We start from the raw sequence: 19,718 nt of genomic DNA on the forward strand, positions 1-19,718 counted from the left end.
CGCCCCGAGGCGCCCGCCCGGCTGATCCCGTTCGCCCCGAGGCGCCCGGTCTTCTCCCGTTCGCCCTGAGCGTAGCGGCGCGCAGCGCCGCGGAGTCGAAGGGCGTCAGGCCCGCCTGGCGCGCCGGGCCGGCTCCTTCTTCCGCCCCGCGCGGAGCGCCCGCCGCGACACGTCCTCGACCGTCCGCGCCGCGAGCGCGGCGAGGAGCCCGTTCTTCGCCTCGGCGGCGGTCGCCGCGAACGCCCTCCGCATGCCGGCGCCGACCGGGCAGCGCGCGTTCGGCTCGGCGGGCGAGGGCGCGAGCGGACCTTCGGGCTCGACGGCGGCGTACACGTCCGCCAGCGTGATCGCGCGCGCCGGCCGGGCGAGCCGGTAGCCGCCCGTCCGCCCCTCGCGCGCGGTGACGAGCCCGGCGCTCACGAGGTCCCGCAGGATCCGGCGGAGGAACACCGCGTGCGTGTTCACCGAGGACGCGACGAACGCCGACGGGAAGCCCTCGTCGGACTGCGCGAGCACCGCGAGCGCGTGCACCGCCATCGCGAAGCGGCCGGACGCCATCGCACCATCTGTAACCGTCGGGTTTCCGTCGTCAACCTCCGCCCGGCGCCGGGGCGCCGTCCCCTTGCGGGATGGGCGGCTCGGCGGGAGGATGCGCCCGTGCTCCGGGCGTTCTCCGTCGTCTACTGGGCCTTCTTCATCCTCACCCTGCCGCTCCTGTTCGCGGTCGCGCTCGTCGTGTGGCTCGTCACGGTCGCGTTCGACCGGCGCCGGATCGCGTCGCACCTCTGGTCCTGCGCGTGGGGGAGCTTCTACGTCGTCGCGAACCCGCTCTGGCGCGTGCGGGTCTCCGGGCGCGAGAAGCTGCCGTGGAACGGGCCGGCGGTGCTCGTCGCGAACCACCTCTCGCTGCTCGACATCCTCGTCCTCTACGCGCTCTTCCGGCCGTTCAAGTGGGTGGCGAAGGCGGAGCTGTTCCGGATCCCGTTCGTCGGCTGGAACATGTGGATCAACGACTACGTGCCGATCTGGCGCGGCGACCGGGAGTCGATCCGGAAGATGATGCAGCACTGCCGCGCGCACCTCGCCCGCGGCACGCCGGTGCTCCTCTTCCCCGAGGGCACCCGCTCGAAGGACGGACGGCTCCAGGCGTTCAAGGACGGCGCGTTCCGCCTCGCGCTCGAGGCGAACGTCCCGGTGATCCCGGTCGTGGTCACCGGGACGTCCGAGGCGCTCCCGAAGCACGGGCTCGTGCTGCGGCAGCGCATGGACGCGCGAGTGACGGTGCTCGATCCCATCGACCCCGCGGCGCACCCGTCGGTCGACGACCTCCGGGAGGCCGCCCGCGCCGCGATCACGGCCGCGCTGCCCGAGGAGCACCGGCCGGCACCCCGCGCGCCCGCGACCGCCCGCGCCTGACGCGGCGGCCGGAGGCGTCGAGGGGCCCGCGCGGTCCGTGCCGCGCGCCCGCCGGCGCCCCACCTTGCGGGCATGCCCATCACGCACACGTACGCCGTCGACGGTGCCGTCGGCAGCGCCCCCGGCGCGCTCGGCCCCGCCGAGCTCGATGCCCGCGCGGAGTGGGTTCCGGTCCGGCCGCACGCGAGCCTGGTCGACACGCTCGAGGCCCGGCTCGGCTCCGAGGTCGATCTCCAGAAGGTGCTGCTCGCGGTGCTCTGCCCGCTTCGCGGCGCCCTCGACGGACCCCCGCTCGAGGTCCTGCTCGCCCGCCTGCCCTTCCCGCTACCCACCGAGATCCGCGAGGGTGAGCTCAACCTGAACGCGCACGTCCGGGCTCCGGCCAGCGCCGCCGAGTACGTCCTCGAGGTCTCCAGGCTGCTGCAGCACCCGCCGCGGGCCGCAGCGCTGTACGTGCGCGCGGTCTTCGCCGCGGCGCGCGCGGTGCTCGCGCCCGAGGAGGCCGAGGCCGTCGCGGCGCGGCTCCCCGGGGACCTCGGCGAGCTCTTCCGCTCGGCGCGGTGAGCGAGGCGCGTCCCGCGCGCGATCAGGCCGGTGTCGGCGCGGGCGACGGCGCCCGGCGCGGCAGGCGGACGGTGATCACGGTCTCCTCGCCGGACGCGACGCTGATCTCGCCGCCGTGCCCGCGGACGATCTCGCGGGAGATGTAGAGGCCGAGGCCGAGGCCGGAGCCCTTCCGGCTCTTCTCCTCGGGCGGCCGCGAGAAGGGCTCGAAGAGGTGCGACAGCACCTCGGGCGGGACCGGCGGACCGCGGTTCGCGACGCGGAGCAGGCACGCCTCGCCGTCGCCGGCGAGCTCGACCCGGACCGGCGTCTGGGCGTCGCCGTGGTCGATGGCGTTCGAGACCAGGTTCGAGACCACCTGCTCGAGGCGATCGGGATCCCACTCGCCCGAGAGGTCGCCCTGGACCTCGAGCGCGATGGCGCGGTCCGGGTTCCCGGCCTGGAGCTCGTCGACGGGCCGCTTCGCGATGTCGTCGAGGCGCGCGGGGCGGCGATCGATGGGGATCCCGTTCCCGAGCCGCGTGCGCGTGTACGAGAGCAGGTCCGCGATGATCCGGCCCATGCGCCCGGCGGACGAGCGCATCCGCTCGATGGCGCGCGCCTGCCAGCCCTCGAGCGCGCCACGCTTCTGCATGAGCGCCGCGGACATGTGGATCGCGCCGAGCGGGTTGCGGAGGTCGTGCCCGACGATCCCGAGGATGAAGTCCACCGCCTTCCGGCGCGAGTCCATCTCCTCCCGCGCACGGCTCGCCTCCTCCGCGGCAGCGGCGCGCTCGCGCTCGAGCCGGCTGCGCTCGAGGGAGAGCGCGGCTCGGTCCGCCGCGATCCGGAGCAGCGCGAGCGCCTCGGCCTCGAAGGCGGACGCGCTGCGGCTCCCGAGGAGGAGCGCCGCCGGTCCTTCCGCCGTCGCGATGCGCGCGCCGGCGCCGCAGCGGGTCCCGGGCGGGAAGGGCGCCCCCGGATCGGCCGAGATCACGACCGCCTCGCCCTCGGCGGCGCGACGTCCGAAGCCCTCCACGACCACCTCGGGCGTCGCTTCGTCCAGGCCGACGGAGGCGGCGATCTCGAGCCGCTCGCCGTGCCTGAGGAGCAGCAGCGCCGAGTCCGCCACCGGCACCGCGTCCGCGAGCGTCGACACGAGCCGCCGGAGGGCGCGCTCCTCGGGCTCGACGGACAGGAGGCGCTCGACCGCGTCCGCGATCCCGGCGCGCGGCGCGACCTCACCCTCGCCCTCGCTGCGCGCGGGCTCGTGACGGACCAGATCCTCCTCGGACATGCCCCGGGATCGTGGGGGCGAGGGAGCCCGCGTGGAACCCCCCGGCCTGCCCGGGGGCGCCACGGCCGATTCGCCGGTCGATGCACCTGCGCGATGCCCGCGATCGGGCGCTCGCGACGCCGCGCGTCAGCGCTCTGCTCGACGCGTCCGACCCGTCGGCGACTGGTGGGGTCGATGTGGGAGATCCGCTTTACCGAGCCCAGGGCCGCGGGTATCGTGGCGGGCCCTCGGCGGTTCCAGCGCGATCCAGGATGAGCTCCAAGAGGCCGATCAGGAAGGTGCTGGTGGCGAACCGCGGCGAGATCGCGGTCCGCGTCCTTCGCACGTGTCGCGAGATGGGGCTCTCCACCGTTGCGGTCTACTCCGAGGCGGATCGCGGCGCGCTCCACGTCCGGAAGGCGGACGAGGCGGTGCACATCGGGCCGTCGCCGGCGCGGGAGAGCTACCTCGTCGTGGACCGGATCGTCGCCGCGGCCCGGCGGACCGGCGCGGACGCCGTTCATCCCGGATACGGGTTCCTCTCCGAGAAGGCGGACCTCGCCCGCGCCCTCGAGCGGGCCGGCATCACGTTCATCGGCCCGCCCCCGGCGTCGATGGACGCCATGGGCGAGAAGACCACCGCCCGCCGGAACGTGGAGGCGGCCGGCGTGCCGATCGTGCCGGGATCGCCGGGGCCCATCGCCGACGAGGCCGAGGCGCGGGCGTTCTGCGATCGCATCGGCTACCCGGTGATGATCAAGGCGGCCGCCGGCGGCGGCGGCAAGGGCATGAAGCGGTGCGACCGCGCCGAGGACCTCGCCTCGCTCTGGCAGTCGGCGCGCCGCGAGGCGGCGGGCGCGTTCGGGGACGACCGCCTGTACGTCGAGAAGTTCCTGGAGCGCCCGCGGCACGTGGAGATCCAGGTCTTCTGCGACGACCACGGGAACGGCGTCTCGCTCGGCGAGCGCGAGTGCTCGGTCCAGCGGCGGCACCAGAAGGTCATCGAGGAGAGCCCGAGCTGCATCCTGGACGAGCGGATGCGGCAGGCGATGGGCGAGGTCGCGGTGAAGGCCGCGAAGGCGGTCGGGTACCGCGGCGCCGGCACCGTGGAGTTCCTCGTCGACGCGACCCGGAGCTTCTACTTCCTCGAGATGAACACCCGGATCCAGGTGGAGCACCCGGTGACGGAGATGCTCACCGGGCTCGATCTCGTCCGGATGCAGATCGAGGTCGCGCAGGGCGAGCGGATCCTCCCGCAGGAGGAGGTCGTCCGCCGCGGCCACGCCATCGAGGCGCGCGTCTACGCCGAGGACCCGGCGCGCCGGTTCATGCCGAGCCCGGGCAAGATCACCTACCTGCGCGTGCCCGGCGGGCCCGGCGTCCGCGACGACTCCGGCGTCTACGGGGGCTGGGTGGTGCCCCCGTACTACGACCCGATGATCTCGAAGGTGATCGCGTGGGCGCCGACGCGCCCGCAGGCCATCGACCGGCTGCTCCGCGCGCTCGGCGAGTACACGGTCCACGGCATCACCACGAACATCCCGTACCTCATGGCCGCCCTCGAGCACCCCGCGTTCCGGTCCGGCGACTACGACACCGGTTTCTGCGCGACGTACGAGAAGGACCTCGTGTCTCCGCCCGACCCGCGCTTCGAGCAGGTCGCGCTCATCGCGGCCGCGGTGTCCGCCTACAAGCGGGACCACGACGAGGCCGAGGCGTCCGCCGCGCGCGGCGGCGAGGCGACGGCGGCGCGCTCGGCGTGGGCGCGCCTCGGGCGCTTCCGCAGCCTCCGCGGAGGGACGGGATGACCACGTACGTCGCGCTCCTCGACGGCGGGCGCCGCGAGGCGACCGTCCAGGTGACGCAGCAGGGCCCGGGCCTCTACGAGGTCCGGATCGGCGACCGGGTGCACGTCGTCGACGCGTTCAAGCACGACTACGGCACCCTCTCGCTCATCGTCGACACCCAGAGCTACACCGCGACGCTCGACGAGCGCGGGGCGAAGGTGCACGTCCGCGTGAACGACTCGGTGTTCCCGCTCGAGATCCTCGACGAGCGGAAGCTCAGGATGCGCCGCGCCTCCGCGCGGTTCACCATCGCGGGGAAGCAGACGGTCACCTCTCCGATGCCGGGACGCATCGTGAAGGTGCTGGTGAGGCCGGGCGACGACGTGAGGCAGGGGCAGGGGCTCGTGGTCGTCGAGGCCATGAAGATGGAGAACGAGATGAAGAGCCCGAAGGACGGCAAGGTGGTCGAGGTGCACGTCCAGGAGGGCCAGACCGTGGAGGGCAACGCGAAGCTCTGCGCGGTCGAGTAGCGACGAAGTTCTTTCGGGAGCGACCCCCGCGACGCGCGAGGCGGCGGCGCTCACCACGGTGACGGGAGAGGCACATGGCCGACGAGAAGAAGCAGCGCTGGCTCGAGGGGACCTACGGGAAGGCCGTGAAGAAGGCCCCCGAACGGCGGGCGAAGTTCGAGACGACGAGCGGCATTCGCGAGGAGCCCGTCTACGACGCGCACGACGTGAAGCCCGGCCTCGAGGATCGCCTCGGCCTGCCGGGCGAGTACCCCTTCACGCGCGGCGTGCAGTCCACGATGTACCGCGGCCGCTTCTGGACGATGCGCCAGTACGCGGGCTTCGGCAGCGCGGAGGAGTCCAACAAGCGCTACCGCTACCTGCTCCAGGCGGGCCAGACCGGCCTCTCCGTCGCGTTCGACCTGCCGACGCAGATGGGGCGCGACTCCGACCACCCGCGCGCCCGCGGCGAGGTCGGCAAGGTCGGCGTCGCGATCGATTCGATCCGCGACATGGAGGTCCTCTTCGATCGGATCCCGCTCGGCGAGGTCTCGACGTCGATGACCATCAACTCGACCGCGGGCATCCTCCTCGCCCTCTACCAGGCGGTGGGGGAGAAGCAGGGCGCGGCGCCGGCCGACCTCCAGGGCACGATCCAGAACGATCTCCTGAAGGAGTACGCGGCGCGCGGCACGTACATCTACCCGCCCGAGCCGTCGCTCCGGATCATCACCGACATCTTCGCGTACACGGCGAAGGTGATGCCGAAGTGGAACCCGATCTCGATCTCCGGGTACCACATCCGCGAGGCGGGCTCGACGGCGGTGCAGGAGGTGGCGTTCACGCTCGCCGACGGCATCCAGTACGTCGACGCCGCGGTGAAGGCGGGCCTCGACGTCGACGCCTTCGCGGGCCGGCTCAGCTTCTTCTTCAACGCGCACAACAACCTCCTCGAGGAGGTCGCGAAGTTCCGCGCGGCGCGCCGGATCTGGGCGCGCATCATGAAGGAGCGCTTCAAGGCGAAGGACCCGCGCTCCATGATGCTGCGGTTCCACACGCAGACCGCGGGCTCGATGCTGACCGCGCAGCAGCCGGACAACAACATCGTCCGCGTCACCATCCAGGCGCTCGCGGCGGTGCTCGGCGGCACGCAGTCCCTCCACACCAACTCCCGCGACGAGGCGCTCGGGCTCCCCACCGAGGACTCGGTGCGGATCGCGCTCCGGACGCAGCAGATCATCGCGAACGAGTCCGGCGTCGCCGACGTCATCGACCCGCTCGGCGGCTCGTGGGCCATCGAGGCGATGACCGACGAGATCGAGGGCCGCGCGGAGGCGTACATCCGGAAGATCGACGAGATGGGCGGCATGGTCCACGCGATCTCGAAGGGCTACGTGCAGCGCGAGATCCAGGAGGCCGCGTACGCCTGGCAGCGCCAGGTGGAGGCGAAGGAGCAGGTGGTGGTGGGGGTCAACGCCTTCAAGTCCGACGACCCGCCGGTCCCGGTCATGAAGGTCGACCCGGCCCTCGAGACGCGCCAGGTGGAGCGGCTGCAGGCGTTCCGGAAGTCGCGGAACCAGGCGGGCGTGAAGTCCGCGCTCGACGCCGTGCGCGCCGGCGCGAAGGGGAGCGAGAACCTGATGCCCCTCTTCCTCGCCGCGGTGAAGGCCGAGGCGACGCTCGGCGAGATCTCCGACGCGCTGCGCGAGGTCTACGGCGAGTACCGGGAGACGGTGGTACTGTAGCCGTCGCTTGAGCGACTCCGCCGGAAAGCCCCCCGCGCCGACGCCGCCCCGGCCCCGTCCGGCGGCGGCGCCGGCGGCGCCGCCGAAGCTCGACCGCGTCCCGGAGGGCTACAGGCCGCCGGCGCAGGTCCGGCCGCCGCCGGAGCCGCGGCCCCCGCCGCCGCCCGCCGCACCCGTCGCGTCGTACGGCATGGCCGCGCGCCAGGTCGGCGCGGACGCGGCGATCGCGGCCGGGCTCTCGCTGCAGGGACGCCTCGAGACCGACTCGGCGCTCCGGCTCTTCGGGCTCGCCGCCGCGACCGTCGCGAGCGGCCGCCTGACCGTTGCGCCGGAGGGGCGGTCGTACGCGCTCGTCTTCAAGAAGGGCGCCGTCGTGCACGTCGCGTCGTCCGATCCCGCGGAGGATCTGGGCCGCTTCCTCGTCCGGAAGGGCGTCCTCACGCCGGAGAAGCTCGTGCAGGCGGAGGGCGCGCGTCCCGCGGCGGGCGGCGATCTCGCCGGCGCCCTCATCGCCGCCGGCCTCGTGCCCCCCGGCGACGTCGCCGGGCTGCTCCACGAGCACCGGGCGGCGCTCGTCGCCCGCGCGCTCGCGGCGGAGGCGGGGGCGTTCTCCTGGGAGCCCGGGATCCCGCCGCCGCCCTCCGGGTTCTCGCTCGGCGCTCCGTTCGCGGCGCTCGGCGCCGCGGTGCGCAGCCTCGACGTTGGGGCGGTGAAGCGGCGCCTCGGCGAGCGCGAGGCGCGGGCGATCTCGAGGGTCGCAGGGCGCGTCCTGATCGAGGACCTCCGGCTCACGCCACAGGAGGCCCGCGCCGCCGCGCTGTTCGACGGCGCGCGGAGCCCCGCCGAGATCGCCACCGGCCATCCCGCCGAGGCCGCGACCATCCTGAGGGTGGCGCTCCTCCTCGCCGAGCTCGACCTCGCGGCGTTCGGCGCGGTCCGGAAGGGCGTCGCGCCGCCGCCGGCCGCCGCCATGCCGCCGCCCCCGACGGCTCCGAGCGGGCCCCCTCCGCCGGCCGCGCCCGCCGCAGCTCCCGCGAAGGCCGCCGCGCACGCAGCGGAGCCGGCACCGCCGCGGCCCGCGGTCGCTTCCGCGCCCACGTCTGCCGCCACGCCCGCTCCGAGGCCTGCCGTCACGCCCGCGCCGCCGAGGCCGGCCGTCACGCCCGCGCCGAGGCCGACCGTGACCCCCGCGCCGAGGCCGGCGACCCCGCCGTCGCTCGACCCCGCCGCGCTGCAGGCGATGATCGCGAAGCTCGCCGGCAAGGACCACTTCGAGGTGCTCGGGGTGAAGCGCGACACCCAGCCGGCGCAGGTGAAGATCGCCTACTTCCAGCTCGCGAAGCTGTACCACCCCGACGCGGTGCCGGGCACCGCCTCGCCCGAGGTGAGGAACCTCTGCGCGGACGTGTTCGCGAGGGTGAGCGACGCGTGGAGCGTCCTCTCCGACGATGGACGACGCGCCGCTTACGTCCAGGAGCTCGCCTCCGGCGGCGCCGCCAACGTCGACGTGATGAACATCCTCCACGCGGAGAACGTGTTCCAGACGGCCACGCTCCTCGTGAAGGGGCGCCGCTACGAGGAGGCGCGGGCGAAGCTCGAGGAGGCGCTGAAGCTGAACCCCGACGAGGCCGAGTTCGGGATCTGGCTCGCGTGGTGCCACTTCCTGCTCGCGTCCGACAAGAAGCGGCAGCACGCCGAGAGCGCGGCCGCCATCGAGGCGGCCCTCCGGAAGAACATGATGTGCGTGCCGGGCTATCTGTTCCTCGCCCAGATGGCGAAGCTCGCCGGGGACGCGGCCGGCGCCGAGCGGCACCTCCGCCGCGGGCTCCACGTGGCCCCGGATCACGCCGAGCTGCTTCGCGAGCTCAAGTATCTGAAGAAGTGACCTCCCCGCAGGAGCCCATGCCCGCACCGACGAACCCGAAGAAGCGTGCCCTCATGCCGTCGTCCAAGCTCCGCAAGACGCTGCGGGCGGCGGGCCACCACCTCTCCGCGATCGTGCAGGTCGGCAAGGAAGGTCTCACCGAGCCCGTCCTCCGCCAGCTCGACGAGGCGCTGCTCGCGCACGAGCTCGTGAAGGTGAAGATCGGGACCGAGAGCCCGGAGGATCGGTTCGAGGTCGCCGATCGCCTCGGCGAGGAGTCCAGCGCGCAGGTGGCGCAGATCCTCGGCCGGACGGTCCTCGTCTACCGGAAGCACCCCGAGAAGCCGCGGTTCGAGCCGCGCGCGCCAGGCGCCGCGGCGGAGGTGGTCGAGCGCGAGAAGCCGCGGCGCGCGCCGAAGGGGCGGGGCGGCAGCACGCGGGCCCCCGCGAAGCGGGGGAGGGGCGCAGCAGCGACCGGCCGTCGTGCCTCGGCGGGCGCCAGGCGCGCGCCCCCGAAGCGCCGCCCTTAGTGCAGCTCGCCGTCCCGGCCGCCGGCGTCCGCCGTCGCCGTCGCGTCGGCGTCGCCGAACCGGCGCCGCACGGCCTCGATGTCCTCCTCGTCGGCGATGCCCTTCTCGAGGAGGAGGCTCTCCGCGATGTCACCCTGCGTGACGGCGTGCGCGACGTCCGCCTCGGCGGCGTCGACGCGCGTCTGCAGCTCGCGGACGCGCTCTCCGAGCGCCGCGACCTCCGCGGCGAGCGCTCGCTCGGTCTTCTGGCACCGGACGAAGTTGATGGTCAGGACCGCGACGGCGAGCGCGACGAGGATGGACACGGCCCGGCATGCTAGCGGCCCCCCGCGGGGCGTTCAAGCCGCCCCCAAGGTGCTAGCTCGACTCGGCAGGTACGTTCTTGTGGCAGTGGCGATCCCGGGCGATGCTCGCCGCGATGGCCCAGCGCCTGAACGTCACGCTGGCGGTGAAGCGGCTCGTCCGCGACGTCGCGGCGCGCGTGCCGGAGCTCGAGCACGTCCGCGCGTCTCGCGTGCTCGTCGTCGCCGGGGAGGCGCGGCGGAGCTCGCGCGCGACGATCCGGCCGGCGCACGGGACGGGCCGCTCGCAGACCGGGCGACCGGTCATCCGCGTGAAGGGTCGCCGGATCCTCTACGTCGTCACGCTCCGTCCGCTCTGGTTCCTCGCGTCGACGCCGGAGGAGCGGATCGCGACCATCCTCCACGAGCTCTACCACGCGTCGAACCGCTTCGACGGCACGCTCCACCGCGGCCGCCGCCACGCGCGGCTGCCTCGCTCCCGGTACAACCGGAAGATCCGCGCACTCCTGCGGCGGTACCTGGCGGTCGCGCCCGCCGAGATCCTCGCGCCCTTCGGCCACGAGGGCGTCGTGCGCGCGCGGATGTGGCTCGAGCGGCCCGGCTCGTCGCGCGCCGCGAATGAGGGGGCGCGGAAGGTCTACACGGAGAAGCAGCTCTTCTACGGGCTCGCGCGCATGCGGACGCGGCGGGCGGCGCGACCCTGAGACCCTACGCCGGCTCCGCCGGCGCCGCGGCCTCGCGCGGCGCATGGAGGTCGTCGCCGTGCGCGTCCATCGTGACGACGGCGGGGAGGTCCGCGACCTCGACGTGCCAGACCGCCTCGGTGATCCCGAGCTCGTCGAGGAGGTGCACGCCGAGGACGCGCGTCACGTGACGCGCGAGCGTCACCGCGAGGCCGCCGACGGCGTGGAGGTACACGGCGCCGTGCCTCTGCAGCGCGTCCCGCGTGCGCGGGCCCATGCCACCCTTGCCGAGCACGGCGCGGAGCCCGTAGCGCGCGAGGACGTCCGCCTCCCAGGGCTCCATGCGCAGCGAGGCGCTCGGCCCGGCCGCGACGAAGCGCCAGGCGCCGGTCGCGGGATCGCGCGCCACCACCGGCCCGCAGTGGTAGACGAGGCCACCGTCCGCCCAGGCGCGGACCATCGGCTCGTCGGTGCGGGCGAGCCACCGGTGCGCCGCCTCGCGGGCGGTGATGATCCGCCCGTGCACGCGGACCTCGTCCCCCACGCGGAGCTCGCGGATCGCCTCGGCGGTCACGGGCAGCTCGAGCGTCCTCGGCATGGTGCTCCTCACGCGACGTGAAGCGCCGCAGATCCTTCCAGCTTCATGTAATCCGTGCGCTCCCAGTTGGCCCTTGCGGTCGGCCGATCGGGTCGTCTATCTCCAGTTGGGGCTCCGCGGAACGGCCGCACCACGGTCCAAGAGTGGCGACGGCGACGGTCACCGGGCACTGCCCGGGCCGCCGGGAGCGCCCGTGCCATGGGGCGCGGGAGAGAGGACGGAGCGTGAAACGCGAGATCCGGCTGCCGCTCACCGCGCAGGGGCGGCTCGACCGCGCCCTCGCCGACGCGCTCGGCCTCGGCCGCGCCGCGGTGAAGCGCGCCTTCGCCCTGGGAGAGGTGCGCGTCCGCGGCCGGCGCGCGCGGGCGAGCGATCCCGCCGCTCCCGGCGCGCTCGTGGAGCTCGACGTGGAGGAGCCCGCCGGCCCGCCCGCGCCCGAGCCGGACGCGCCGCTCGCGGTCGTCCTCGAGGCGCCCCGCTTCGTGGTCGTCGACAAGCCGGCCGGGATCGCGGTCCACCCGCTCGCGCCCGGGGAGGGCGGCACGCTCGCGAACGCGGTGGCGGCCCGGTACCCGGAGTGCGCCGCGGCCTCGCCGGATCCGCGGGAGGGGGGCGCCGTCCAGCGGCTCGATCTCGAGACGAGCGGGTGTGTCCTGTTCGCGCGCGATCCCGAGGCCTGGGAGGCGCTGCACGCGCAGCTCCGGGCGCGCACGGTCGAGAAGGTGTACCGCGCCCTCGTCGCCGGCCGGCTCGCCGCGGGGGGGGTCTCCTCCGCGCCGCTCGCGCAGCGCGGCGGCCGAGTCGTCGCGGCGCCGGACGCGGAGGCCGAGGACCGGCTGCTCGCGAAGGGGCTCAAGCCGCGGCCCGCGGAGACCTTCTACGAGCCCGAGCGCCGGTTCGCGGCGCACACGCTGCTGCGCGTCCGGATCACCACCGGGGTCATGCACCAGATCCGCGCCCACCTCGCGCTGCTCGGGCACCCGGTGGCGGGCGACGTGCTCTACGGTGGCCCGGCGGCGGCGCTCCCTGGCCTCGAGCGCCACTTCCTGCACGCGGCGCGGCTCGCGTTCGACGCGCCCGAGGGCGGGCGCGTCGCCGCGGAGAGCCCGCTCCCGCGCGAGCTCGAGGCCGTGCTCGCGCGGCTGCCGCCGGGGTAGAAACACGAAGGGCCGGCTCTCGCGAGCCGGCCCCGGTGCCTCGCGCTCCTGGGCGCGCGGCTACTGCGGCTCTGCCGGCACGCCGGCCGCCGCCGTGATCGGCGCGTCCGTCATCATGCCGATGGTGTTCACGCCGGAGCCGTGCGCCGCGTCGAGCACGCGCACGGCCTGGTCGTACTTCACCGCGTCCTCGGCGTTGAAGAAGAGGACCTTCGAGGGCCGCCCATCGTACGCGACGTGGAGCCGCTGCATCGCGTCCTCGACCGTCATCTCCTGCTTGTTCAGGAGGACGTGGCCGTTCTTGAGGACGGTGAGGACGGTCTGATCCGGCGGGACCGCGTCCGGCGGCACCGGCTGCACGTCGGGCTGGAAGTCCGGGACGCGGAGGAACTTCTGCTTCTCCGCGAGCGGCGTCAGCACCATGAAGATGATGAGCAGCACGAGCACCACGTCGATGAGCGGCGTGACGTTGATGTCGGTGACGGGTCGCTTGGACCCGAGCCCCATCGCCATGGCTACTTCTCCTTGATCTGCGTGGCGGCGAGGGAGACGCCGAGGAGGTGGGTCTTCGAGATCTCGAGGACCATCTCGCGGATCGTCTTGTACTCGACGTCGCGGTCGCCCTTCACGAGCACCGGCGCGCCGGGGTGCACCTGCATCTGGATGCCGAGCATGTTCGCGAGGTCTTCCTTCGAGACCTCGTCCTTGTCGATCCAGATCTTCCCGTCGCGGGTCACCGACACGAGGATCGGGTCACCGCCCTGCTTCAGCGCCGAGACGTGCCGCGCGTCCGGGAGGACGACCGGCTTCCCGCGCTGGAGCATCGGCGTGATGACCATGAAGATGATGAGCAGGACCAGCACGACGTCGACGAGCGGCGTCACGTTGATCTCGCTCTTCACCCCCTTGCCACCAACGTCCATGGACATCGCTCAGGTCTCCTCGCTCGGGCCGTACCGGCAGCGGCGCTACTTCGACCCTTCGCGGCCTTCCTTCATGAAGAAGTCGAGGAGCTCGGTGGCGGAGTCGGTGATGTCGACCTGCATGTCCTCGACCCGGTTCGTGAGGTAGTTGAACATCATCACGGCGGGGATCGCGACGAGGAGGCCGAACGCCGTCGTCACGAGCGCCTCGGCGATACCGGCCGAGACGGAGCCGAGGCCGCCGGAGCCGGTGGCGGCCATCGCCTGGAACGCGGTGATGATGCCGGCGACGGTGCCGAGGAGGCCGACGAACGGCGCCGTCGAGCCGACGGTGGCGAGCGCGCCCAGGCCGCGGCGGAGATCGTTCACGGTGCGGAGCGAGCTGCGCTCCACGGCGCGGTTCACCGCGGCGATCACGTCGAAGTTGCCGACGTCGCGCGGGCCGGCGTGCTTCAGCGCCTCGACGCCGCGGCTGTACTCCTCGATCGCGAGGCCGAGCACCTTCGGCAGGTGGCCGCGCTTCAGCTTGCGGGAGAGCTCGACGGCGTCCGCGAACTTCGCGGAGGGGAGCAGGTCGCGGAGCGCCGCCGCGTACTGGCGGGACGCCTTCTGCGCGCGCGCGAACGTGACGAGCCGCTCCGCCATGACGCCGAGCGAGTAGATGCTCATGACGGCGAGGACGCCCGCGATGAACTTCGCGAACGGGCCCATCGTCTTCCACATGTGCACGAGGTCGAACGACACGGCCTCGGGCGCGTTCTGCGTCAGCGCCAGCTGGTGGATCACGTCTACGAGGGGGAGCGACATCGAGAATCTCCTTGGGGAAACGAAAGACGGGAGCTGCGGATCCTTTGCGCGGCGGCTAGCCGCCGGTGAAGCGGATGGGGAGGATCACCCAGATCGACGTGGGCCGGCCCTGGGCGTCGGCGCCGGGGACCCACTTGCACGACTGGACGGCCTTCCAGATCTCGTCGGCGATGCGCTTGTCCGGCACGGAGGTGAGCGTCTCGAACCGGCTCGGCTGGCCGTCCTTGCCGACCGCGAACTTCACCTGGACCGGTCCGGAGACGAACCCGGCGAGCTCGCGCGGCACGCGGACGGAGCTCTGGACGCAGCCCGGCTGCGCCATCTGCGGCTTCTTGTAGCCGGCGGTGGCGAACGCCGGCGCGTCCTCGATCTGGTTCTGCTGCGCCGGAGCGGCACCGACGACGCCGCCGACGACGCCTTCGCCCGACGCCGCGTCGCCGTAGTCGTACTCCGGCTCGGGCGGCTCGTTCGGATCCGGCGCCTTCATCTGCTCCTGGACCTCCTTCGGCTGCAGGAGGGCCTGCGGCGGCGGCGGCTTCGGGAGGTCCGTCTTCGGCTTGTCCGAGGGCGGGCGCTTCCGGGCGGCGGGAGGCGGCGCGGGCGGTGGCGGGGGAGGCGGGGGCACGGCCTGACGGACGATCGTCACCGGGACGACCGGCTCGTCGATCACCTTCGCCTTGATGGCGGCTGAGGCGGCGATGATCCCGACGACCAGGGCGACCTGGAACACGGTCGAGCCGAGGACGTACCCGGCCCGCTTCGCAGCCTGCTTCCCGCCCTCTTGCTTCGTGACCTCGTCGAACATCGCGGCTCGCTCGGGAATTGACGGCAGAATCAGCAGGGAAAAAGAAGCCTCGCTTCCTAGTCGTTCCCCCATCCCCTTGTCAATACTTGACCATCGTTCTGGCGCGGCGCGCGCACGGAGCGTCCGTGATCGCCCGGCGCGCGGCGCCAGAACGGAAGATCTGGCGTCGCTCCATCGCCGAGTTCGCGTCCATGTCGCGGATTGACGCGCGCCGTCCAGCGCGCTGGCATCACTCTAAAGCGGCGTACTGTAGTCCCTTTTGGAAAACGGCAATGACTCCGAGTGTTTTCTACCCTTCTGGGGATATGAAGGCCGGCCTCCGATAACAGCTGACGATGGCTTGACATTCCTGACAGCAGGGGCCTAATACCGTCGACCAATTGACCCGTCGGTCGGTCGTCCGAGCGGAGTCCCCCCGCGAGGGCGTCTGCCCTTCTGGCTGCGGCTGAGTGCCTCTCTCCCTGGAGGAAGTCATGAGGAAGAAGTTGCTGCGCCTCCTGCGGATCGCGCCGCTCGCGCTCCTGTTCGCGGGCGTCGCTTCTGCTCAAACCACCGGTACGATCATCGGCGTCGTGACCGACGCCTCGACCGGCAAGCCGGTTGCCGGCGCCGTCGTCATCGCCACGAGCTCGAGCCTTCAGGGCCAGCAGACGGCGGTGACGGACAACGGCGGTAACTACCGCATCACGCTGCTCCCTCCCGGCGAGTACGCCCTCACGGTCCAGCTCGGCGGCTACAAGGACGCGTCGCGCTCCGACATCCGCCTGAGCCAGGACAAGACCATCCGCGCCAACATGGCGGTGGTCCCCGAGGCCGTGCAGATGGAGGAGCAGGTCGTGAAGACCGGCACGGCACCGGTCGTGAACGTCGGCTCCGCCGAGGCGGGCGCCGTCGTCTCGAAGGAGTTCATCTCGTCGATCCCGGTGGCCCGCGGCTTCGAGCAGGTCGCCGTCGTCGCCCCGACCGCGCGCAACGACCTCTACGGCATCTCCTTCGCGGGCGCGCAGTCGCCTGAGAACCAGTACATCGTCGATGGCCTCAACACGACCGACCCGACCTTCGGCACGCGCACCACGCTGAACGGCCCGCCGGCGCTCCGCACCAACTTCCTCGAGGAGATCGACGTCAAGACCGGCTCGTTCTCGGCCGAGTACGGCCGCGCGACGGGCGGCATCCTGAACGCCGTCCTCAAGTCCGGCTCGAACGAGTTCCACGGATCGGTGTTCTCGGCGTTCACGCCGAGCATGCTCGTGGAGCCGAAGGGCAAGGCGGTCGGCGCGTCCGGCGAGGCGCTCGCGTACCGCACCAACCCGAGCGCCGGCACCTTCGGCCTCGACATGGGCTTCGAGCTCGGCGGCCCGGTCCTCAAGGACAAGCTGTGGTTCTACGCCGGCTTCGCGCCGGTCATCCAGCGCACCTACTACGAGCGGTTCGTCCGCCGGAACATCCTGCCCGACGCCTCCGGCAACTGCCCGGCGGGCTCGGCGGCGACCGGCAACAACGGCGAGTGCGTGAACACGTCGACGGGCGACTCGCTGCAGGAGCAGCTGCCCGGCCTGGCGAACAACAACTCCATCCAGCGCACGACCTACCAGTGGGTCGGCAAGCTGACGTACCTCCTCAACGAGACGAACTCGATCACGGTGTCCGGCTGGGGCGCGCCGTCCTCCCGCACCTCGCTCCGCCAGGGCTTCTTCGCGGGCGCGATGTACAACTCGCCGTCCGCGCGCTTCGCGTACGTGGACGACGGCCAGACCGGCGTCCTCGGCCGGTGGGCCGGCAAGTTCCTCGACAAGCGGCTCATCGGTGAGGTCCAGCTCGGCTGGTACGGTACGTACAACACGCCGCAGGCGAAGACGGTCGACGGCCTCCCGCTCCAGCAGACGCCGACGATCGAGTGGACCTCGGAGCGGCCGCTCACCCAGTTCGAGAGCGCGCCGGGCTGCGGCGCGGCGGACTGCCCGGTGTTCGGTTACCAGACCGGCGGCTCCGGCGGCATCTTCGACTGGACGACGAACCGCTACAACGGCAAGGCGACCGCCTCGTACCTCTTCGACGGCCTCGGCCAGCACAACGTGAAGGGCGGCATCGACCTCGAGCGGCTCGACTACGACATCTCGAAGCGGTACTCGGGCGGCGCGTACTACCGCGCCAGCGCTTCGGGCAACTTCGCGGCGTACCGCGGGTACGGCATCATCAACGCCCCGCCGGATCCGACGACGGGCGTGATCGGCACCGACGACGCGACGCTGGTGTCCCGCACGAACCCGACCAACAAGTCCGAGAGCGACAGCTTCGGCTACTTCCTGCAGGACAGCTGGCAGTTCAGCTTCCTGCCGAACGTCACGCTGAACTACGGTCTCCGCCTCGAGACCCAGTCGATGAAGAACCTGACCTTCACGAACTCGACGGGCTTCGACATCAAGGACAACTGGTCGCCGCGCGTCCAGGCGATCTGGGACTTCACGGGCAACGGCCGCGGCAAGGCCGCCGCCTCGTGGGGCCGCTTCTACTACGCGATGCCGCTCGACATGGGTGACCGCGCCTTCGGCTCCGAGATCAGCCTCCGCTACACCCTCAACGGCCAGAGCTGCGGCCTCCCTGCGGACCTCTCGAACGGCGCCGCTGGTGCCTTCGATCCGCGCGGCCTGAACTTCCCGGGCGGCCCGACGGCCTCGACCTGCCAGATCGTGCCCACCTCCGGCCCGAACAACGACTACCGGCTCACGGGCGCGCCGCTCACCCCCGCCGACCCCGGGCTGAAGGGTGCGTTCGTCGACCAGTTCGGCGCGCAGGCGGAGTACGAGATCCTCTCGGACCTCTCGCTCGGCGTCGAGTGGCAGGCCCGCCGGCAGGGCAACGTCATCGAGGACATGTCCTCGAACGACGGCGGCTCGTACTTCATCGGCAACCCCGGCCGCGACCGCACGATCCCCGATCCGAACGCTCCAGTGGATCCGGTCACCGGCCTTCGCACCTCCAACTCCAAGTTCGTGACCACGGTGGACCCCCAGACCGGCCGGTCGATCCAGATCACGTTCCCGACGCCCGAGCGGTCCTACGACGGCCTGACCTTCAAGGCGACCAAGTCGTTCTCGAAGAGCTGGCTCGCGCAGGCCAGCTACACGTACTCGGTGCTCCGCGGTAACTACCCGGGTCCGTACCGCCCGGAGGACGGCCAGCTCGACCCGGGCATCACCTCCGAGTACGACCTCGCCGCGCTCATGGCGAACAAGAAGGGCTACCTGCCGGGTGACCAGACCCACCAGATCAAGCTCTACGGCGCGTACACCTTCACCCTCAACCCGCGGTTCAACGTGACGGCCTCCGGCGCGTACACCGGCCTGTCCGGTACGCCGGTGAACGCCCTCGGCGCCGGCGTGAACGACTACGGCCCCAGCCAGGCGTTCATCATCCCGCGCGGCCAGGCCGGCCGCACGCCGTGGACCAACACCATCGACCTCGGCGGCGCCGTGTCCTACGTCATCCGTCCGCCGGTCGCGCTCGCGTTCCGGGTCGACGTCTTCAACGTCTTCAACTCGCAGGAGACGCTGACGTACGATCAGGACTACACGTTCGATACCGTCCACACGATCCCGGCGAACTGCAAGAACAGCGCGGCGGGCACGGCGAACCCCATCCAGTCGCTCAAGGGCGCCTGTCCGGACCTCGCCTACCTGAAGACGATCGACGGCCGCGCCGTCACCCTCAACCCGAACTGGGGCAAGACCGACCGCGCCACCACGGCGATCCAGGCTCCGCTCTCTCTGCGCCTGTCCCTCGCCCTGTCCTTCTAGGCGCGACCCCAGGAGGAACGACAATGACCAAGCGCATTCTGGCAGTCCTGGCGATCGCGGCCGCGACGGGGCTCGCGTGTGACCCGTACGGCAGCGACCTGAACGGCGGCACGCCCGCGATCCAGCAGGTCGTCACCCCCGACCCGGCGAACGCGGCCCTCGGTGCCCCACCGAACACGGCGACGGCGCCCGCCACGCCGGGCGGGCCGTGGACGTTGACCGGGGTGGACGCGAGCGCGAACTACCTCGTGTTCGTCATCCTGAACAAGCTGATGGACGGTGCGACCGTGCAGCAGTCCACGGCGAGCTGCGTCCCGGCCAACAACTGGCTCACGGTTGCGGAGTCGAAGCCCGCCGCGCCCTGCGCGAACGTGGGTGAGACGCCGACCTGGTACGCCTGCTACGACCCGGCCTCGCCGGACGGGACGAAGCAGGGCGCGTCGATCGTCATCTACCGTTCCTGCGTCCCGGACTCCACGGGCTGGGGCGACGCGGAGCCCCTCACGGCGGGCACGACGTACACGTTCAGCGGGTCCATCAAGGACAAGCAGGGCAACGCCCTCGAGATCCCGGTCAGCCTCACGACGAACTAGTCGGCTGAAGGGATCGTGAAGACACGGAGGGGAGCCGGTTCCGACCGGCTCCCCTCCTGCTTTTCAAGACCCGGACCGGGAGTTGGCGGGGTGGCTGCGCGGGCGCCTCGGGCACGCGCCGCAGGTCGAGGCTCAGGAACCAGGCGACGCAGACCATCACGCCATGGCCCCCCGGGACTCGGGAGGCCCGGACCGAGAGTTCCGAGGCCGGACCGAGAGTTCCCCGATATTCGTAAGTGGCGCAGCAGGTGGGTCCCGGCACCCGTCAGTCGTGCCCGTGAGCGAAGGCGCACCGATGCCCAGCACGGCGTGTCGTGGGAGGCCCGGACCGAGAGTTCCCCGATATTCGTAAGTGGCGCAGCAGGTGGGTCCCGGCACCCGTC

Annotated in this window: 19 protein-coding genes; 11 read left to right on the top strand and 8 right to left on the bottom strand. The window is 72.4% G+C overall.

Going from position 1 to position 19,718, the window contains the following annotated elements; translation table 11 throughout:
* Positions 1-105: 105 nt before the first annotated feature.
* Complete coding sequence (locus tag AMOR_RS14250; protein WP_248362280.1) at positions 106-558, bottom strand: Rrf2 family transcriptional regulator; 453 nt, start codon at positions 556-558, stop codon at positions 106-108.
* 99 nt (positions 559-657) lie between these two features.
* Here AMOR_RS14250 and AMOR_RS14255 point away from each other — a divergent pair, with 99 nt between their 5' ends.
* Positions 658-1,416, top strand: coding sequence for a lysophospholipid acyltransferase family protein (locus tag AMOR_RS14255; RefSeq protein WP_248362285.1), 759 nt, complete (start codon positions 658-660; stop codon positions 1,414-1,416).
* A 72-nt stretch (positions 1,417-1,488) separates the two neighbouring features.
* On the top strand, positions 1,489-1,980 hold the full coding sequence (locus AMOR_RS14260; RefSeq protein WP_248362288.1) for a DUF2267 domain-containing protein: 492 nt from the start codon (positions 1,489-1,491) through the stop codon (positions 1,978-1,980).
* A gap of 22 nt (positions 1,981-2,002) precedes the next feature.
* Here the strand turns inward: AMOR_RS14260 and AMOR_RS14265 are convergent, their stop codons facing one another.
* Complete coding sequence (locus AMOR_RS14265) at positions 2,003-3,256, bottom strand: GAF domain-containing sensor histidine kinase (protein WP_248362292.1); 1,254 nt, start codon at positions 3,254-3,256, stop codon at positions 2,003-2,005.
* A 251-nt stretch (positions 3,257-3,507) separates the two neighbouring features.
* On the opposite strand from AMOR_RS14265, the gene accC reads away from it, so the two are divergent.
* From accC to yhbY, 5 genes are all read left to right on the top strand, one after another.
* Positions 3,508-5,043 carry an acetyl-CoA carboxylase biotin carboxylase subunit gene (gene accC, locus AMOR_RS14270; protein ID WP_248362318.1) on the top strand — a complete coding sequence of 512 codons (1,536 nt, stop codon included), beginning with the start codon at positions 3,508-3,510 and terminating at the stop codon, positions 5,041-5,043.
* Entirely contained in the window at positions 5,040-5,552 is a 513-nt protein-coding gene (locus tag AMOR_RS14275) for an acetyl-CoA carboxylase biotin carboxyl carrier protein subunit (RefSeq protein WP_248362321.1), read from the top strand. The genes accC and AMOR_RS14275 overlap by 4 nt, the downstream gene beginning before the upstream one ends.
* 74 nt (positions 5,553-5,626) lie before the next feature.
* Entirely contained in the window at positions 5,627-7,276 is a 1,650-nt protein-coding gene (locus AMOR_RS14280; RefSeq protein WP_248362324.1) for an acyl-CoA mutase large subunit family protein, read from the top strand.
* A gap of 7 nt (positions 7,277-7,283) precedes the next feature.
* Positions 7,284-9,161: a DnaJ domain-containing protein gene (locus AMOR_RS14285; protein WP_248362327.1), complete on the top strand. Its 1,878-nt coding sequence runs from the start codon at positions 7,284-7,286 to the stop codon at positions 9,159-9,161.
* 17 nt (positions 9,162-9,178) lie between these two features.
* A complete protein-coding gene (gene yhbY / locus AMOR_RS14290) occupies positions 9,179-9,670 on the top strand; it encodes a ribosome assembly RNA-binding protein YhbY (protein ID WP_248362329.1) in 492 nt (163 codons plus the stop codon).
* On the opposite strand, the gene AMOR_RS14295 is transcribed toward yhbY, so the two are convergent.
* A complete protein-coding gene (locus AMOR_RS14295; protein WP_248362331.1) occupies positions 9,667-9,975 on the bottom strand; it encodes a hypothetical protein in 309 nt (102 codons plus the stop codon). The two genes, yhbY and AMOR_RS14295, sit on opposite strands and share 4 nt — an antisense overlap.
* A gap of 113 nt (positions 9,976-10,088) precedes the next feature.
* Between AMOR_RS14295 and AMOR_RS14300 the strand changes: the two genes are divergently transcribed.
* Positions 10,089-10,676, top strand: coding sequence for a putative metallopeptidase (locus AMOR_RS14300; protein ID WP_248362334.1), 588 nt, complete (start codon positions 10,089-10,091; stop codon positions 10,674-10,676).
* Between the two features lie 4 nt (positions 10,677-10,680).
* Here the strand turns inward: AMOR_RS14300 and AMOR_RS14305 are convergent, their stop codons facing one another.
* The gene (locus AMOR_RS14305) at positions 10,681-11,253 is read right to left on the bottom strand and encodes a FumA C-terminus/TtdB family hydratase beta subunit (protein ID WP_248362337.1); all 573 of its coding nucleotides are present in this window, start codon (positions 11,251-11,253) and stop codon (positions 10,681-10,683) included.
* A 224-nt stretch (positions 11,254-11,477) separates the two neighbouring features.
* Between AMOR_RS14305 and AMOR_RS14310 the strand changes: the two genes are divergently transcribed.
* Complete coding sequence (locus AMOR_RS14310) at positions 11,478-12,410, top strand: RluA family pseudouridine synthase (RefSeq protein WP_248362340.1); 933 nt, start codon at positions 11,478-11,480, stop codon at positions 12,408-12,410.
* A 60-nt stretch (positions 12,411-12,470) separates the two neighbouring features.
* Here the strand turns inward: AMOR_RS14310 and AMOR_RS14315 are convergent, their stop codons facing one another.
* Genes AMOR_RS14315 through AMOR_RS14330 form a run of 4 tightly spaced genes read right to left on the bottom strand, consistent with a single transcriptional unit; the run spans position 12,471 to position 14,945 of the window.
* On the bottom strand, positions 12,471-12,923 hold the full coding sequence (locus AMOR_RS14315; protein ID WP_248362343.1) for an ExbD/TolR family protein: 453 nt from the start codon (positions 12,921-12,923) through the stop codon (positions 12,471-12,473).
* 2 nt (positions 12,924-12,925) lie between these two features.
* Positions 12,926-13,339 (bottom strand): ExbD/TolR family protein, encoded by a 414-nt coding sequence (locus tag AMOR_RS14320; protein ID WP_248362346.1) that lies wholly within the window; start codon positions 13,337-13,339, stop codon positions 12,926-12,928.
* 39 nt (positions 13,340-13,378) lie between these two features.
* The gene (locus tag AMOR_RS14325) at positions 13,379-14,140 is read right to left on the bottom strand and encodes a MotA/TolQ/ExbB proton channel family protein (protein ID WP_248362349.1); all 762 of its coding nucleotides are present in this window, start codon (positions 14,138-14,140) and stop codon (positions 13,379-13,381) included.
* A gap of 55 nt (positions 14,141-14,195) precedes the next feature.
* Entirely contained in the window at positions 14,196-14,945 is a 750-nt protein-coding gene (locus AMOR_RS14330) for an energy transducer TonB (RefSeq protein WP_248362352.1), read from the bottom strand.
* A 473-nt stretch (positions 14,946-15,418) separates the two neighbouring features.
* Here AMOR_RS14330 and AMOR_RS14335 point away from each other — a divergent pair, with 473 nt between their 5' ends.
* Both AMOR_RS14335 and AMOR_RS14340 read left to right on the top strand, forming a co-directional pair.
* Positions 15,419-18,742 carry a TonB-dependent receptor gene (locus AMOR_RS14335; protein WP_248362355.1) on the top strand — a complete coding sequence of 1,108 codons (3,324 nt, stop codon included), beginning with the start codon at positions 15,419-15,421 and terminating at the stop codon, positions 18,740-18,742.
* A gap of 23 nt (positions 18,743-18,765) precedes the next feature.
* A complete protein-coding gene (locus tag AMOR_RS14340) occupies positions 18,766-19,335 on the top strand; it encodes a hypothetical protein (protein ID WP_248362358.1) in 570 nt (189 codons plus the stop codon).
* Positions 19,336-19,718 lie beyond the last annotated feature (383 nt).

This window comes from Anaeromyxobacter oryzae (assembly GCF_023169945.1).
GTDB lineage: Bacteria > Myxococcota > Myxococcia > Myxococcales > Anaeromyxobacteraceae > Anaeromyxobacter > Anaeromyxobacter oryzae.